Genomic DNA, 14,143 nt, shown 5'->3' with positions numbered 1-14,143 from the left:
CAGGGATCAGTCTGGCCGAACCCGGGGAGCATTGGGACCGTCCACCAAGGACCGGCGGGCTTCCTCGGCCTGCCGGCGTGCCTGTTCCTGTGCCTCCTGCTGGGCAGCACGGCGGCGGTCTTCTTCTGCCCGCTGACGGGCTTCATCAGCATCACGGCGGGCACGCTCTTCCCGTTCACGGGCCTCCTGCTGGGCCTGACGACGGCCTTCCTCCTCTGCACGGCGGCGGGCCTCATCGGCCTCCCGGCGGGCGCGGTCCTCACGATCCCGCGCTTCCTGCTGTTGAGCTTGACGGCGCCCCTCCTCCTCCACGCGGCGGCGGGCCTCATCCGCATCACGCCGGGCACGGTCTTCACGCTCCCGCGCTTCCTGCTGTTGAGCTTGACGGCGCCCCTCTTCCACGCGGCGGCGGGCCTCATCCGCATCACGCCGAGCACGGTCCTCGCGCTCTCGCGCTTCCTGCTGTTGGGCCTGACGGCGTCCCTCCTCCTCCACGCGGCGTCGGGCTTCGACCGCATCACGGCGGGCACGCTCCTCACGCTCCCGCACCGCATCCATTACGGACGAGCTAGATGAGCCGCCCAGGCTCCGCGCCGCCCGTTCAGCCGCCGCCCGCTCTTCGGCCCGCCGCTGCGCCTCAAACTGCTCCCGCTGGCGCTGAAACTCACGTTCCCGGTCGGCCCGTTCATCGCGTGGGGGCGGCAGCCAGCGTTTGTCCTTATCCCGACGATAATAGTCACGATCATCGTAGTAGCGGTCACGATAACGGCGATCGCGCTCATATTCCCAATAGCGATCACGGCGCCAGGCCGGCTCGCTCCAATATTCCTCTTCCCAGATCACCCGCCCATAGCTCGGCTTGGTGGTGACCGAACCAGTTGTATAGCTGCCTTCCGGGTTGGGCGGATAAAGAATGGCGAGAACCTCCTGCCATTCAGCCGGGCTCATGGCGCGGCCGGGGAGATTGCGCGCCGGATCGCCAGCACAGACGACCCGCATCGCCTCCACACGGGGGTGGAACAGGGGCACCTGCGGCCAGATATCCGGGGCGAGCGACTTCAGGCGCAGGATGTTGCTCGTCTGCTCCAGCGCCTCATCAGGGGTCAGCGCCCGCCCCGGAACCTGCGGCGTGCCGGCGCAGATGGCCCGCAACTCCGCCAGCCGCACCACCCTTTCACTGATTTCCTGGTTGCGCAGCCTGCCCTCTTCCAGGAATGGATCAGACGCGCAAGCCGACAGCAACAGAACGGCACCAAGCGGGATCACTGCCATTCGCATGATTGGGCATCCTTATTGGGGCGGTTTCGCCCGTGTTCTTCTATGCTGGTATTAATCCCATTGGCTTGTGGCAGAACGGCGGCAAAACCGGGCGGGAAAAATGCCATTATCGGGAGAGTCTGGCGGCGTTCATCGCTACCATGACAAAGCACAAAGGGGCCGGTCAGCTCTCTGCCGACCGGCCCCTTTGCCAACCCTCAACAACATCCAAAGACCGGTGACGAGACCCGCCACCAATGTCTAATCAATCGGCAAACGCCTCTTCCCAGCTGCCCTTGGTGGCAGCACGGGAATATTCGGTGGCGCGATTTTCGAAGAAGTTGGTGTGCTCAATCCCGTTCAGGATGGCATCCATCCAGGGCAGCGGGTTCTTGCCGACATGGTAGACATTGTTCAGCCCCAGCTGTTCCAGCCGGCGGTCGGCGATATAGCGGATATAGCGCTTCACATCCTCTGCCGTCAGCCCGTCAATCGGCCCCATTTCAAAGGCCAGATCGATGAAGGCATCCTCATGCTCCACAATCGTCTGGCAGGCCTTGTACAGATCCTGCTGCAATTGTTCGGTCCAGACCTCCGGATTTTCGGCGATGAAGGTCTTGAACAGGCGGATGATGGATTGGGTGTGCAGCGTCTCATCGCGCACCGACCAGGTGACGATCTGGCCCATCCCCTTCAGCTTGTTATGCCGGGGGAAATTCATCAGGATGGCGAAGCTGGCGAACAGCTGCAGCCCTTCGGTGAAGGCACCGAACACGGCCAGGGTCTTGGCAATGTCGGTCAGGCTGTCGACATTGAATTCCTGCATATAATCATACTTGTCCTTCATCTCCTTGTAGTGGAGGAAGGCCGAGTATTCCGCTTCCGGCATCCCGATCGTGTCGAGCAGGTGGCTGTAGGCGGCGATATGCACCGTCTCCATGGAGGAGAAGGCGGCCAGCATCATGCACACCTCGGTCGGCGTGAAGACGCGGCTGTAATGGCGCATATAGCAGTTATTCACCTCGACATCCGCCTGGGTGAAGAAGCGGAAAATCTGGGTGACGAGGTTCTGTTCCGACGCCGTCAGATTGTTGCGCCAATCCTTCACATCATCGGCCAGTGGCACTTCTTCCGGCAGCCAATGCAGGCGCTGCTGGGTCAGCCAGGCTTCATAGGCCCAGGGATAACGGAAGGGCTTGTAGACCGGATTCGGTGTCAACAAGGGAGAAGCCATGGCGGTGCAACGCTATATTTTGTGGTGACGACGCCAACCTAACACAATAGCCGGATCAGGAAAGCGCCTTCGATGGGGATTGATGTAGAGAAAAGGGGGCATCCCGGCAAGGGGGCCGGCAAAGGGCCAGGAATGCCCGGATTTCCTTACTCTTCACGCCAAGCCCGCATTGGGCCGTCGGCGAAGGCCAGGAACTCTTCGCGGGAGACGACGCCATCGCCATTGCGGTCCATCTGGCCAAGGCGGATGGCCATCTGAGCCAGGAATTCCGCCAATGTCACCCGGAAATCGGCATTGGCATCGGCCGACATCACCGGATCAATGCCCATGCGATATTGCGGCCGCCCCTGCGAATCACGGCTGGCCGTATCCGCCTCATCCGCCGTCAGATTGAGACGGCCGGGGCGGATGCGCCCACCGCCCTGTACCGGCGTGGTGCGATAGGGCGAATTGACGCGATAGGCCGTCATCTCCGCCGAGGTGACGAAGCCATCGCCATTCTGGTCATAGAGTTTAAAGGCGCGTTCGGCATCGGCGCGCATCTCCGCTGCGTCCAGCCGGCCATCATGGTTGGCGTCGGCCCGGTCGAACCAGCCCAGCATGGCGGCGCGATAGGCATCGGCATCCATGGTGGGGGCGGCCAGCAACTCACCCGCCGGGCTGACCGCCGCGTAGCGGATGTTGGGCAGCTTGTCCCTGCCGCCACCGCAAGCCGTCAGGGAAAGCGCCAGGGGGAGCAACAGCAAAGCCCGTGATAAGACACCAGCCACAAGAAACCCCCGCCTTTACACCAGAACAGAACCGCTATAGCGGCCACACCGCGATCAAAGGCTTAACGGATGACAGGCAAAGCCGAAAGCACAAAGGCCGTTCCGGTTCTGGTTCTGGTCACATCCTGCCGGAAGACCGGCGGTGACCACCGCCGCTACGCCCACGGGTGGGCTTCTCATCATAGGCTTGTTCTGCCCAGGTCTGCACCTCCGCCAGGGTGACCCGACCATCGTGATCGCTATCCATGGCAGCCAGCCGTTCCAGCGCCTTGTGGGTCAATTCCTCCAGCGTGACGCGGAAATCCAGGTTGGTATCGGCCGCCATGACAACATCGCCGCCGCCGACACCACCGGCCAGCAGGGGCAGGTCGGGCGGCGGCCCCTGCCGGCGTGGCAGGCGGCCCCCTTCCCCTTCATCGGGCCGGGGCGGACGCAGCGCCACCAGCCGGGCCTGGCGATATTCCGCCAGTTCGCGGGTATTGATGGCATGGTCGCCATCCTTGTCCATGGCCTGGAAGAAGCGGGCCGTATCCGCCTGCATCTCCGCCCGCGACAGCGCGCCATCCTTGTCCAGATCGGCCACCTGGAACCATTGGGTGACGGCGGCGACATAGGCGGCCTCGTCATGGGCGGGCAGGCCCAGCGGCTCGCCCGCCGGGCTGACCGCCACCCGTCCGCCCCGCATCCCGGCAAACCCGCCGCCATGGCCGGAGGGGGCATCGGGACGCGATGAACAGCCGGCCAGCACCAGAAGAAGCGCCAGCGCCGAACAGGTGAACCAGAGATGCCGCATCGTTCCATTCCATGGCTATGCCCCCGCCTTTCACGGGGCGGAGGCATTGGCCTGTCGGGCCATTCGGCAGTGGAAAGGCGGGATCAGGCAGCGCGCACCCCATCGATGAAACGGCTGATACCCTGGCGCATATCCACCGTCTTATGCGCCAACTCCCCGGCGGAAGCCAAAACCTGCCCCGCCGCAGATGCCGTGATGCCGGCTGCCTCTCGCACCTGATGGATGGTGCTGGAGACCTCCTGCGTGCCACGGGCGGCTTCCGAGGCATTGCGGCCGATCTCAGCCGTGGCGGCGGCCTGCTGTTCGGCCGCACTGGCGACACTGGCCACGACCCGGTTCAAGCGCTCCACCTGGCTGCGGATATCGTCGGTGGCGCGGGCGGTTTGGTTGGCCAGTGGCTTGACCTCGCTGGCCACCACGGCAAAGCCCTTGCCGGCCACATCCTGGATCAGGGCGACGACATCGCCAATCCGTTCCCCCGCGGCTTCCAGCGCTTCCACATAGTCGCGGCTGCAAAAACCCTAGACAAATCCTGGGGCACAACGCCCGCTCAACCTTAGCGAGGGCTAAGTCCCGCGCTTAGCTGGCCCGCATCATCTTGCCCCAGCAGCACTGGCCAAACAAAAACCCCACCGCTGGTCAGACAGCGGCGGGGTTCAACTTTAATCAGGTTTGATTTTTCCGAATAACTCACTGGCAGGCGAGGCATTCCTCATACTTGTTTGCTTCCACTGGGGCCACGGGCACCGGCTTGTCGGCCCCGATGGTCTTGGTCATGTTACTTTCCGCCCGCTGCACCGACAGGGAGCGCAGATAGTAGAGGCTCTTCACGCCCCGCTTCCAGGCCAGCATATGGATCTGGTGCAGGTCGCGCTTATGCACATCGGCCGGCAGGAAAACATTCAGCGACTGGCTCTGGCAGACATAGGGCGTGCGGTCGGCGGCATGTTCGATCAGCCAGCGCTGATCCAGTTCGAACGCCGTCTTGAACACGTCCTTCTCATCCTGGGTCAGGAAGTCCAGATGCTGGACGGAGCCACCGGTCAGCGTGATGTCGGACCAGGTATCCTCATCATTGCGGCCCTTCTCCTCCAGCAGCTTTTCCAGGTACGGGTTGCGCACCGAATGGCTGCCCGACAGGGTCTTATGGGTGAAGGCATTGGCGGCGTTCGGCTCAATCCCCGGCGACGCCCCGCCGGTGATGATGGAGATGGACGCCGTCGGCGCAATGGCGATCTTGTTGGAGAAGCGTTCCATGATGCCATATTCGGCGGCATCCGGGCACGGACCCCGCTCATGCGCCAGCTTCACCGACGCGGCATCGGCCTGGCGCTTGATCAGCGCGAACATGCGCTTGTTCCACACCTTGGCCATCACCCCTTCCAGCGGGATCATCTGGCTTTGCAGGAAGCTGTGGAAGCCCATGACGCCCAGCCCGACGGAGCGTTCGCGCATGGCGGAATATTTGGCGCGTTCCATGTCCGACGGGGCCTTCTGGATGAAGTCCGTCATGACATTGTCCAGGAAGCGCAGCGTATCCTCGATAAAGGTCGGGTGATCCTGCCATTCCAGGAAATATTCCAGGTTCACGGAGGAGAGGCAGCAGACGGCGGTGCGCTGCTTGCCCCAGGGGTCCAGACCCGTCGGCAGCGTGATCTCACTGCACAGGTTGGACATCTTCACATTCAACCCGGCCAGCTTGTGATGCTGCGGGATGGCGCGGTTCACATGGTCGATGAACAGCAGGTACGGTTCACCCGTCTCCACCCGCGCCGTCAGGATGCGGATCCACAGGTCGCGGGCCTTCACCCGGCGCAGGATGCGGCCATCCTTCGGGCTGGTCAGGCCCCATTCCTCATCATTCTCCACCGCGCGCATGAAGGCGTCGGTGATGGCGATGCCATGATGCAGGTTCAGCGCCTTGCGGTTCGGGTCGCCGCCGGTGGGGCGGCGCATCTCGATGAATTCCTCCACCTCCGGATGGGTGATCGGCAGATAGCAGGCGGCCGAACCCCGGCGGAGCGAGCCCTGGGAAATGGCCAGCGTCAGGCTGTCCATCACCCGGATGAAGGGGATGACGCCGCTGGTCTTGCCGCTATCCTTCACCTGTTCGCCGATGGAGCGCAGATTGCCCCAATAGGAGCCGATGCCGCCGCCCTTGGCCGCCAGCCAGACATTCTCGTTCCACAGGCCGACAATGCCTTCCAGGCTGTCGCTGGCCTCATTCAGGAAGCAGGAAATCGGCAGGCCACGGCTGGTGCCACCATTGGACAGCACCGGCGTGGCCGGCATGAACCAGAGGCGGGAAATATAATCATACAGGCGCTGGGCATGGGCCTGATCATCCGCATAATAGCTGGCAACGCGGGCAAACAAATCCTGATAGGATTCGCCCGGCATCAGATAGCGATCGTTCAGCGTGGCCTTGCCGAAGGCGGTCAACAGTTCATCACGGGTGCGATCGACGACCACGGCGGGATGTTTCACCATCTGCACCTGACCGAACACATCGCTACCCTGCGGAACCCATTCATTCACTTCGCCGTCGCGCATGACCTATCCCCGTTTTCCCCAGTGCAGACGCTGTGGATAACTTGCAGTGGACACAATATCTTGTTTGCTGAGGGGTCGGATCGTACCAAATCCCGCCCCCACCACAAGTGCTTTTTGCCGGCCTATCTCCCAAGAATAGGGTTGACTGGCGGTGTTCCAGGGCTTTTGGCTGATGCGGTCCGGCCATGCGTTACTGCGCACTTGACCCGGAGGGGTCGCTTGCCGCAGCCGCGCCAATGGGCGTATCAACAGGGGCATACCCAACGGGTCCATCTGGCAGGGGACGGTGATGTTCATCGAATGCTCCAACCTGATTTCCGGCAACGTTCCGGCACTGCATTATGGTGTGGCGGTGGCCGATCTGGATGGCGATGGGCAGGATGAGATTATCGTGGCCGGCTATGGCGGCCCGAATCGTCTGCTGAAATGGGATGGCCACCGGCTGGTCGATATCACCGACCCGCTGATCGCCGATCAGGGTCGCCGCGCCGTGGGGTTGGCCTGCGGCGACCTGGATGGCGATGGGCGGGAAGAACTGTATATCCTCAATAATGACAACCATTCGGGGCCCAAGCAGGTCAGCGACCGGCTGTTTGCCTGCTTCGGCCAGCGCTGGATCGACCTGCTTGCCCTGCCGGAGAATTTCGCCGCTGCCAACCGTTTCGCCGGCCGCAGTGTCGGCGTCATCGACCGCATGGGCAGCGGGCGCTATGGCTTCATCGTCGCCAACCATGGCGGGCCGCTGCGGCTTTATGAGATGGGCGCGCGGGGGCGGCTGCAGGATATGGCCGATGATTGCGGGTTGGATGGGCCGGGGGCCGGCCGTTCCCTGCTGGCGGCACCGCTGCTGGGCGGCCGGCCGGATATTTTCATCGGCATGGAAGCGGGGGCTAACCTGCTGTTCCGCAATGATGGCAGCGGGCATTTCCTGGAGATGGCGGAGGCGCTGGGGCTGGCCGATCCGGCCCAGGCAGCGCGCGGTGTGGCTCTGCTGGATGGGGAGGATGGGCGGTTCGATCTGGTGCTGGCCAATTGGCAAGGTCGCCACCGCCTGTACCAGCAAGGCGGCGGCGGTGGATTCGCCGATGTCGCCCCGCCGGAAATGGCGCAGACATCGCGCACCCGCACCGTCATCGTCGCCGATTTCGATAATGATGGGTACGAGGAAATTTTCTTCAACAATCTGGGCCAGCCTAACCGGCTGTTCGGCTGGCGGGACCAGCGCTGGGTCTTGCTGGATGCCGGCGACGCCACCTTGCCCCAGGGTTTGGGCACCGGGGCCGCCGTCGCCGATCTGGATGGCGACGGACAGTTGGAACTGCTGGTGGCCCATGGCGAACAGGCGGCCCAGCCGCTGTCCCTGTTCATCGCGGAGCCGCGCGGCCATCATTGGCTACGGGTGCGGCCGCTGACCCAGGCCGGCGCCCCGGCGCGGGGGGCGCTGGTGCGGCTGTGGTCCGGCGGACGACAGCAGATGCGGTCCATCTGCGCCGGTTCAGGCTATCTCTGCCAGATGGAGCCGGTGGCCCATTTCGGGTTGGGGGCGACCCATCAGGTGGATCAGGTGGAAATCATCTGGCCTGACGGGACCAGCCTGCGTCTGGATCGGCCGCAAAGCTGCCAGACGCTGACTATCCGCCATCCCTGAACCAGGGTCGTGGGACTGACCCTGGTTTTTACATGCTCCCTCAGATGCCGGGCGCTGCCTCCGGCAGCTTGGCTTACGCACCCATGGGGGCGCGGGCCGGCAGTCGCCGGCCTCCAAGGGTCATGTCCCATGACCCTTGGTGTCACTCCGCCTCACCATCATCCGTGCGCACGGGACGCGGCTTGATATAGGGGCCGATGGCCACACCATAGATGCGGGCCCAGAGCACGGCAGAGGCGGCCACCACCAACGGCTGAGTTAGGGCCAGCACCAGATTAGTGATCAGAAACAGCAGCACATTGTTGCTGGCCAGCGACCCCAGCACCAGCAGGAAAGAGGGGATCTGCATAGGCACGCTGACCAGCAGCAGGGCCAGGCAGGCTGGCAGGCCGCCCAGCCGCGCGGTGGCCTTCCAACTGCCGCCCAGCGCCATCGGCTGGTCCTGCACCACGGCCCCGATACCGGGCGCCAGCCGCGCCACCGGCCACAGCATCATCAGCAGACAGACCAGAATCGCCAGCAGATGAAACCAGTCCGGCAGCATGGCGGCAAGGGCTGGGGCGTCCACCGCCGGCCCGCCCTTGGGCAAGCCGCCGACCAGCCCGGTCAGCACCGCCATGACCAGGGAGGCGGGAATGATGGCCGCCAGCAAAGAGCCCAGAATTAAGGCCAGCACAATGCCGCCGGTGCGCCAGACACGCCCCTCAAACGGCATGTCCCAGAACTGGACCTGATCTTCCCCCAGCAGCAGGAAGCGCGCCCAGCGCACCGTCCACACCCCCACGCTCCAGATCGTGCCCAGTAGCGATAGTAGCAGCAGCAGATTGCCGGTACTGCCCTGCAGCCCCGTCATCTGGGCCACGCCCAGCACGGTCAGCACCAGGGCCGGCGCACCGGCAAAACGGATGACACGACCGGGATCGGCCAGCAACAGCAGGTAGACCGCCAGCGATTCACGCCAGGCAACGCGGAAATCCATCTTTTCCCCATTCCATCAGGCCGCCCTTCGGCGTCGGGCGCAAACGGTCTATCATATGGGAAGCCCGTCGCGCGACCACCATGACAGCGCGGCTGTAAACTGTCGCATCACCGCAGAAGTGGGAAAGTCGCCGCAACAGGTTTAAGGTAACAGCCCAGTTTTTTTGCCAGACGAGAAACCGGCCGGGCCATGACAGAAAATGCCCCTTCCCTTACCCTGGCGGTGGAAAGCACCGCCTTCCCCATCCGGGGCAGTTTCCGCATCGCCCGGGGGGCCAAGACCGAAGCGCGGGTCGTGACGGCCACATTGACGGCCGATGATGGCAGCATCGGCCGGGGGGAATGTGTGCCCTATGCCCGCTATGGCGAAAGCGTGGAAGGGGTGATGGCCGCGATCCAGGCGCTGGCCCCTGCGCTTGCGTCCGGGCGGCTGGATCGGGGCACGCTGCAACAGGCGCTGCCGCCAGGGGCCGCCCGCAATGCGCTGGATTGCGCACTGTGGGATCTGGCCGCCAAGCGAACCGGCCAACCGGCCTGGCGGCTGGCCGGGCTGGCGGAGCCGCTGCCGGTGACCACCGCCTTCACCCTGTCCATCGACACGCCCGAGGCCATGGCGGAAGCCGCACGCGCGCTGGCGGGCACAAGGCCGCTGCTGAAACTGAAACTGGCCGGCGATGGGGCCGATCTGGCCCGCGTGGCCGCCGTGCGGGCCGCCACCCCGACCGTGCGGCTGATCGTGGACGCCAATGAAGGCTGGAGCCTGGACGATCTGGCCCGCCTGCCCCGACAGTTCGCCGATCTGGGGGTGGAGATGATCGAACAGCCCCTGCCCGCCGGTCAGGATGCCGCCCTGGCCGATATCGACCGCCCCTTGCCCATTGGCGCCGACGAAAGCGCGCATGGGCTGGACGGGCTGGAGGAACTGGCCCGCCGCTATGACGTCATCAATATCAAGCTGGACAAAACCGGCGGGCTGACCGAAGCGCTGATGCTGAAGGCACGGGCGGAGGTGCTGGGCCTGCGCACCATGATCGGCTGCATGGTGGCCACGTCCCTGTCCATGGCCCCTGCCCTGCTGCTGGCCCAGGGCGCCGATTATGTCGATCTGGACGGGCCGCTGCTGCTGGCCCGCGACCGGGAACCGGGCCTGCGCTACGAGGGGGCCCTGGCCTATCCGCCGATCAGTGCCGTCTGGGGTTGAGGTGCCGCCAAAGGACATAATCCTTTTGGTCGGTGCTGGGTGTGTGCTTGGTGGCTTACCGGGGCTTCATTGTATGGCATGATCGGCATTCACGGCAGAGAACAGATACAGAAACCTTGATGAATACCGCCCGCGGCGCCCACTCCCTGCCTTCGCATGACATGCAGGTCATGCTGGCCCAGCACACATTGTTCGCCCGCGGCCATGCCGGCAAGCGGCTGGAGATGCGTCTGCAGAACCTTTCCGGGATGCGGCTGCATAATTTCGACCTGTCCCAATGCCTGCTGCTGGCCTGCAACCTGTCACATACGGATCTGGAAGGCTGCCATTTCCAGGCAGCTAACCTGTCCAACAGCCTGTTCATCGGCGCCAATCTGCGCCATTGCGATTTCACCCGCGCCGACCTGCGCGGTACCCGGTTCTATAAATCGGACCTGCAGCAGGCCAATATGACCGGCAGCGACATGCGCATCGGCTCCATCACCCTGAATAGCGGGGGGGTGCCGACGCAGCGGGAATTCACCACCGATCTCTCCTACTGCAACATGGAAGAGGCGACGCTGCGCGATGCCGTGCTGCATAAGGTGCGGCTGCGCGGCGTCAACATGCGCAATGCCGATCTCGCTGGCGCTGATCTCTCGGGCGCTGATCTGCAGGGCGTGGTGCTGCTGGGCACCACGATGGACCGGGCGATCTTTACCGGGGCCAATATCAAGAACGCCGTCTTCACGGTGAATGATGAAACCCGGCGCCTGTTCTCCGGCAATCCCGCCTTTGAGGAACATCTCTCCAACCTGCGGGAGACCGACCGCACCGTCGCCTCGCATGAGGAATGGGTGAATTCCGGCGGGCGCGCCGGCCAGCGGGCGGATTTTGCCGGCAAGGCCCTGCGCGGGGTTGATCTGCGCGGCCGCGAACTGTCGGCCGTCTCCTTCCGGGGGGCAGACCTGACGGGGGCGAAGCTGGCCCATGCACGGTTGGCCGCCGCCGATTTCAATGGCGCCACCCTGGCCTATGCCGAACTGGCCAGCGCCGATCTGCGCGGGGCCAGCCTGGAAAATGCCCGCCTGCTGCATACCAATGTAGATGCGGCCGATTTCGGCGATCTGGATTTGCGCGGCGGCGGCAAGCTGGCCACCCGCTTTGCCGGGGCCAGCGTGGAATGGACCAGCTTCAGCCTGTGCAACATCACGCCGGAGCAGATGGCCGGTGCCGTGCTGCGGGAATGCAGCTTCGCGGAGGTGGACGCCTGACCACAGGTGAATGATAAGACGCCAAAATCTATTAATAAGTTAATTATTTGTATTTTTATAAAAAGACGGCAGGATAGCGTTAACCAGCCACCGCACACATACGAGTTCAGTTTGCGCGCTGGCTTTTATGCTCTGCTGGCTGACTGACCGCTATCATGACCGACCTTTCCGGATCATCCACCCGTTCCAAGCAAAACCTGACATTGCTGCTGGCCCAACATTCGCTTTTCCTGAAAAAGCGCAACGGGAAACGGCTGGAATTGCGGCTGGCCAATCTGGAACGCACCAAGCTGCGTGGTTTTGATCTCTCCCAGAGTATCCTGCTGGCCTGCAACCTGTCGCAATGCGATATGGAAGGGTGCGGTTTTCGGGAGGCTGATCTTTCCAACAGCCTGTTCATCGGCGCGAACCTGAAACATTGCGACTTCACCCGCGCCAACCTGCGCGGGGCCAGGCTCTACAAGACCGATCTGGCCCAGGCCAAGCTGGATGGCAGCGACATGCGCATGGGCAACCTGACCATGCATCGCCGCAACAGCGAGGGGGAGCGCGACGTCATCAGCCGCGAATATGTCACCGACCTATCCTTCTGCAATATGGAGGAAGCCTCGCTTGAGGACGCGGTGATGCGCAAGGTGAAGCTGCGCGGGGTCAATCTGCGCAATGCCAATCTCACCAAGGCCGATTTCAGCGAGGCCGACCTGCAAGGCGTGGTGCTGCTGGGTGCCAATATGGATGGCGCCAATTTTTACAATGCCGATATCAAGGATGCCACCTTCACGGTCAATGACGCGACGCGGCGCATGTTCCAGGGCCTGTCGGCCTTTACCGAACATCTGAACAATCTGGCGGAGATCGACCGGCTGGTGGCCGCGCATGAAGAATGGGTGGATAGCGGCGGGCGCAGCGGCGCGCGGGCGGATTTCACCGGCCGCAAGATGAAGGGCGTTGATCTGCGCGGCCGCGAACTGTCTGCGATCTCCTTCCGGGGCGCCGACCTGTCGGGCGCCCTGCTCTCCCATGCCAAGCTGGCCGCCGCTGATTTCAACGGCGCCAACTTGCCTTATGCCGATCTGTCCAGCGCCGATCTGCGCGGTGCCGGCTTTGAGGGGGCGACGCTGCGCCATGCGCTGCTGGAGGCCGCCGACCTGACTCCGCTGGAACTGCGCGGCGGCGGCAGCCTGCCGCTGCGCCTGCGCGATGCCACGGTGGAATGGGTGGATTTCACCAAGACAGCGGTGCCCGACGGCCTGTTCAAGGGCGCCAGCGTACGCAACTGCGTGCTGCCTGAGGGGATGGCGGAAGACTGACCGCCATCCCGTCGGGGTGTCATCATATCAAGAGCCATGGATCATGGCTCTTGATATGACCAATTTCCCTCAATCGCCGGGCGCTGCCTCCGGCAGCTTGGCTTGCGCGGGCACGTGCCCCTTGGTATCAGACCAGCCGCAGCAACCGTTCGATCAGCAGGTCGAAGAAGCCATCGGCATCGGCCTGCATCATGTACTGCACATTGGCTGGGCGGCCGGTCTTCATATATTTGTCCACCACCGTCTGGCCGATGGTCAGCGGGCTGGCCGTCTCCACCGCCACATTGCACAGCTTGCCGGTAAACAGATCCGGCTTCAGCAGCCAGGCGATGGTGCAGGGATCGTGCAGCGGACCGCCATCGGTGCCGTATTTCGCCTCATCATAGCGGCGATAGAAATCCAGCATCTCATAGGTCACCTGCCCGATCGGGCCGGGAATGGCCTTCACCCGCGCCATCTGCCGCTGGGAGGTCAGCACCTGATGCGTCACATCCAGCGGGAACATCACGATGGGCGCGCCACAGCGCAGGACGATATCGGCCGCGTGCGGATCAACGAAAATATTGAATTCCGCCACCGGGCTGCTGTTGCCGCCCTCCGTCTGTGCGCCGCCCATCAGCACAATCTGCTTGATGCGCGGCGCGATATCCGGCGCGCGGGTCAGCGCGGTGGCGATGTTGGTCAGCGGCCCCACCGGGCACAGGGTCACCGTGCCGGCATCATGGCTGCGCAGCGTTTCAATGATGAAATCCACCGCGTGCTGTTCCTGCAAGGGCATGGTGGGCATGGGCAGATGCGGGCCGTCCAGCCCGGTTTCCCCATGCACTTCTGGGGCGGTGTGCAGGTCCAGGAACAGCGGGCGGTCGCAGCCGGCAAACACCTTCACATCGGTGCGGCGTGCCAGCTCGCAAATCTTGCGGGCATTCACCTCTGTCAGGTGCAGCGGCGCATTGCCGGCCACAGCGGTGATGCCCAACACCTCAATCTCTTCCGGGGAGCCGAAGGCCAGCAGCATGGCCACGGCATCATCCTGGCCGGGATCGGTATCAATGATGATCTTTTCGCGCGCCATGATTCTTGGTCCTTCCAGCAGGAACGATACAGATGCCAGCCTTTACCCGGAAAGGGCTTGAGAGAAAAGCGCCA

At 63.6% G+C, this 14,143-nt stretch carries 12 protein-coding genes; 4 read left to right on the top strand and 8 right to left on the bottom strand.

Features of this window, described 5'->3' with window-relative positions; all coding sequences use genetic code 11:
- Positions 1-6: 6 nt before the first annotated feature.
- The 6 genes from GE253_RS20865 to GE253_RS20840 all read right to left on the bottom strand — a co-directional run bounded on the left by GE253_RS20865 (position 7) and on the right by GE253_RS20840 (position 6,544).
- On the bottom strand, positions 7-1,278 hold the full coding sequence (locus GE253_RS20865) for a hypothetical protein (protein ID WP_153206081.1): 1,272 nt from the start codon (positions 1,276-1,278) through the stop codon (positions 7-9).
- Between the two features lie 244 nt (positions 1,279-1,522).
- Positions 1,523-2,491 carry a ribonucleotide-diphosphate reductase subunit beta gene (locus tag GE253_RS20860; protein ID WP_153206080.1) on the bottom strand — a complete coding sequence of 323 codons (969 nt, stop codon included), beginning with the start codon at positions 2,489-2,491 and terminating at the stop codon, positions 1,523-1,525.
- Positions 2,492-2,637: 146 nt separating this feature from the next.
- Positions 2,638-3,237: an EF-hand domain-containing protein gene (locus GE253_RS20855; protein ID WP_173012758.1), complete on the bottom strand. Its 600-nt coding sequence runs from the start codon at positions 3,235-3,237 to the stop codon at positions 2,638-2,640.
- Between the two features lie 142 nt (positions 3,238-3,379).
- Positions 3,380-4,054, bottom strand: coding sequence for a hypothetical protein (locus tag GE253_RS20850; RefSeq protein ID WP_153206078.1), 675 nt, complete (start codon positions 4,052-4,054; stop codon positions 3,380-3,382).
- 83 nt (positions 4,055-4,137) lie between these two features.
- Positions 4,138-4,554, bottom strand: a complete 417-nt coding sequence (locus GE253_RS20845) for a hypothetical protein (protein ID WP_153206077.1) — start codon at positions 4,552-4,554, stop codon at positions 4,138-4,140.
- Positions 4,555-4,744: 190 nt separating this feature from the next.
- On the bottom strand, positions 4,745-6,544 hold the full coding sequence (locus GE253_RS20840; protein ID WP_247878792.1) for a ribonucleoside-diphosphate reductase subunit alpha: 1,800 nt from the start codon (positions 6,542-6,544) through the stop codon (positions 4,745-4,747).
- A 352-nt stretch (positions 6,545-6,896) separates the two neighbouring features.
- Between GE253_RS20840 and GE253_RS20835 the strand changes: the two genes are divergently transcribed.
- The gene (locus GE253_RS20835; protein ID WP_153206075.1) at positions 6,897-8,255 is read left to right on the top strand and encodes a CRTAC1 family protein; all 1,359 of its coding nucleotides are present in this window, start codon (positions 6,897-6,899) and stop codon (positions 8,253-8,255) included.
- Positions 8,256-8,397: 142 nt separating this feature from the next.
- Here the strand turns inward: GE253_RS20835 and GE253_RS20830 are convergent, their stop codons facing one another.
- Positions 8,398-9,234 (bottom strand): hypothetical protein, encoded by an 837-nt coding sequence (locus tag GE253_RS20830; protein ID WP_153206074.1) that lies wholly within the window; start codon positions 9,232-9,234, stop codon positions 8,398-8,400.
- 189 nt (positions 9,235-9,423) lie between these two features.
- Between GE253_RS20830 and dgcA the strand changes: the two genes are divergently transcribed.
- From dgcA to GE253_RS20815, 3 genes are all read left to right on the top strand, one after another.
- On the top strand, positions 9,424-10,434 hold the full coding sequence (gene dgcA, locus GE253_RS20825) for an N-acetyl-D-Glu racemase DgcA (protein WP_153206073.1): 1,011 nt from the start codon (positions 9,424-9,426) through the stop codon (positions 10,432-10,434).
- A 119-nt stretch (positions 10,435-10,553) separates the two neighbouring features.
- On the top strand, positions 10,554-11,687 hold the full coding sequence (locus GE253_RS20820; RefSeq protein WP_153206072.1) for a pentapeptide repeat-containing protein: 1,134 nt from the start codon (positions 10,554-10,556) through the stop codon (positions 11,685-11,687).
- Between the two features lie 155 nt (positions 11,688-11,842).
- Positions 11,843-12,997: a pentapeptide repeat-containing protein gene (locus tag GE253_RS20815; protein WP_153206071.1), complete on the top strand. Its 1,155-nt coding sequence runs from the start codon at positions 11,843-11,845 to the stop codon at positions 12,995-12,997.
- A gap of 127 nt (positions 12,998-13,124) precedes the next feature.
- Here GE253_RS20815 and GE253_RS20810 read toward each other — a convergent pair whose 3' ends face one another.
- On the bottom strand, positions 13,125-14,069 hold the full coding sequence (locus tag GE253_RS20810; protein WP_153206070.1) for a nucleoside hydrolase: 945 nt from the start codon (positions 14,067-14,069) through the stop codon (positions 13,125-13,127).
- Between the last annotated feature and the right edge of the window lie 74 nt (positions 14,070-14,143).

It is taken from the genome of Niveispirillum sp. SYP-B3756 (assembly GCF_009495745.1).
GTDB lineage: Bacteria > Pseudomonadota > Alphaproteobacteria > Azospirillales > Azospirillaceae > Niveispirillum.
Note: the sequence above shows the minus strand (reverse complement) of the source record. Positions and strands in the feature narration are given on the sequence as shown.

Excerpts from the sequence above, each read along its gene's own strand:
- GE253_RS20865 (WP_153206081.1), bottom strand. The coding sequence starts at position 1,278 with ATGCGAATGGCAGTGATCCCGCTTGGTGCCGTTCTGTTGCTGTCGGCT.
- GE253_RS20860 (WP_153206080.1), bottom strand. The coding sequence starts at position 2,491 with ATGGCTTCTCCCTTGTTGACACCGAATCCGGTCTACAAGCCCTTCCGT.
- GE253_RS20850 (WP_153206078.1), bottom strand. The coding sequence starts at position 4,054 with ATGCGGCATCTCTGGTTCACCTGTTCGGCGCTGGCGCTTCTTCTGGTG.
- GE253_RS20840 (WP_247878792.1), bottom strand. The coding sequence starts at position 6,544 with ATGGTGAAACATCCCGCCGTGGTCGTCGATCGCACCCGTGATGAACTG.
- GE253_RS20835 (WP_153206075.1), top strand. The coding sequence starts at position 6,897 with ATGTTCATCGAATGCTCCAACCTGATTTCCGGCAACGTTCCGGCACTG.
- GE253_RS20830 (WP_153206074.1), bottom strand. The coding sequence starts at position 9,234 with ATGGATTTCCGCGTTGCCTGGCGTGAATCGCTGGCGGTCTACCTGCTG.
- dgcA (WP_153206073.1), top strand. The coding sequence starts at position 9,424 with ATGACAGAAAATGCCCCTTCCCTTACCCTGGCGGTGGAAAGCACCGCC.
- GE253_RS20820 (WP_153206072.1), top strand. The coding sequence starts at position 10,554 with ATGAATACCGCCCGCGGCGCCCACTCCCTGCCTTCGCATGACATGCAG.
- GE253_RS20815 (WP_153206071.1), top strand. The coding sequence starts at position 11,843 with ATGACCGACCTTTCCGGATCATCCACCCGTTCCAAGCAAAACCTGACA.
- GE253_RS20810 (WP_153206070.1), bottom strand. The coding sequence starts at position 14,069 with ATGGCGCGCGAAAAGATCATCATTGATACCGATCCCGGCCAGGATGAT.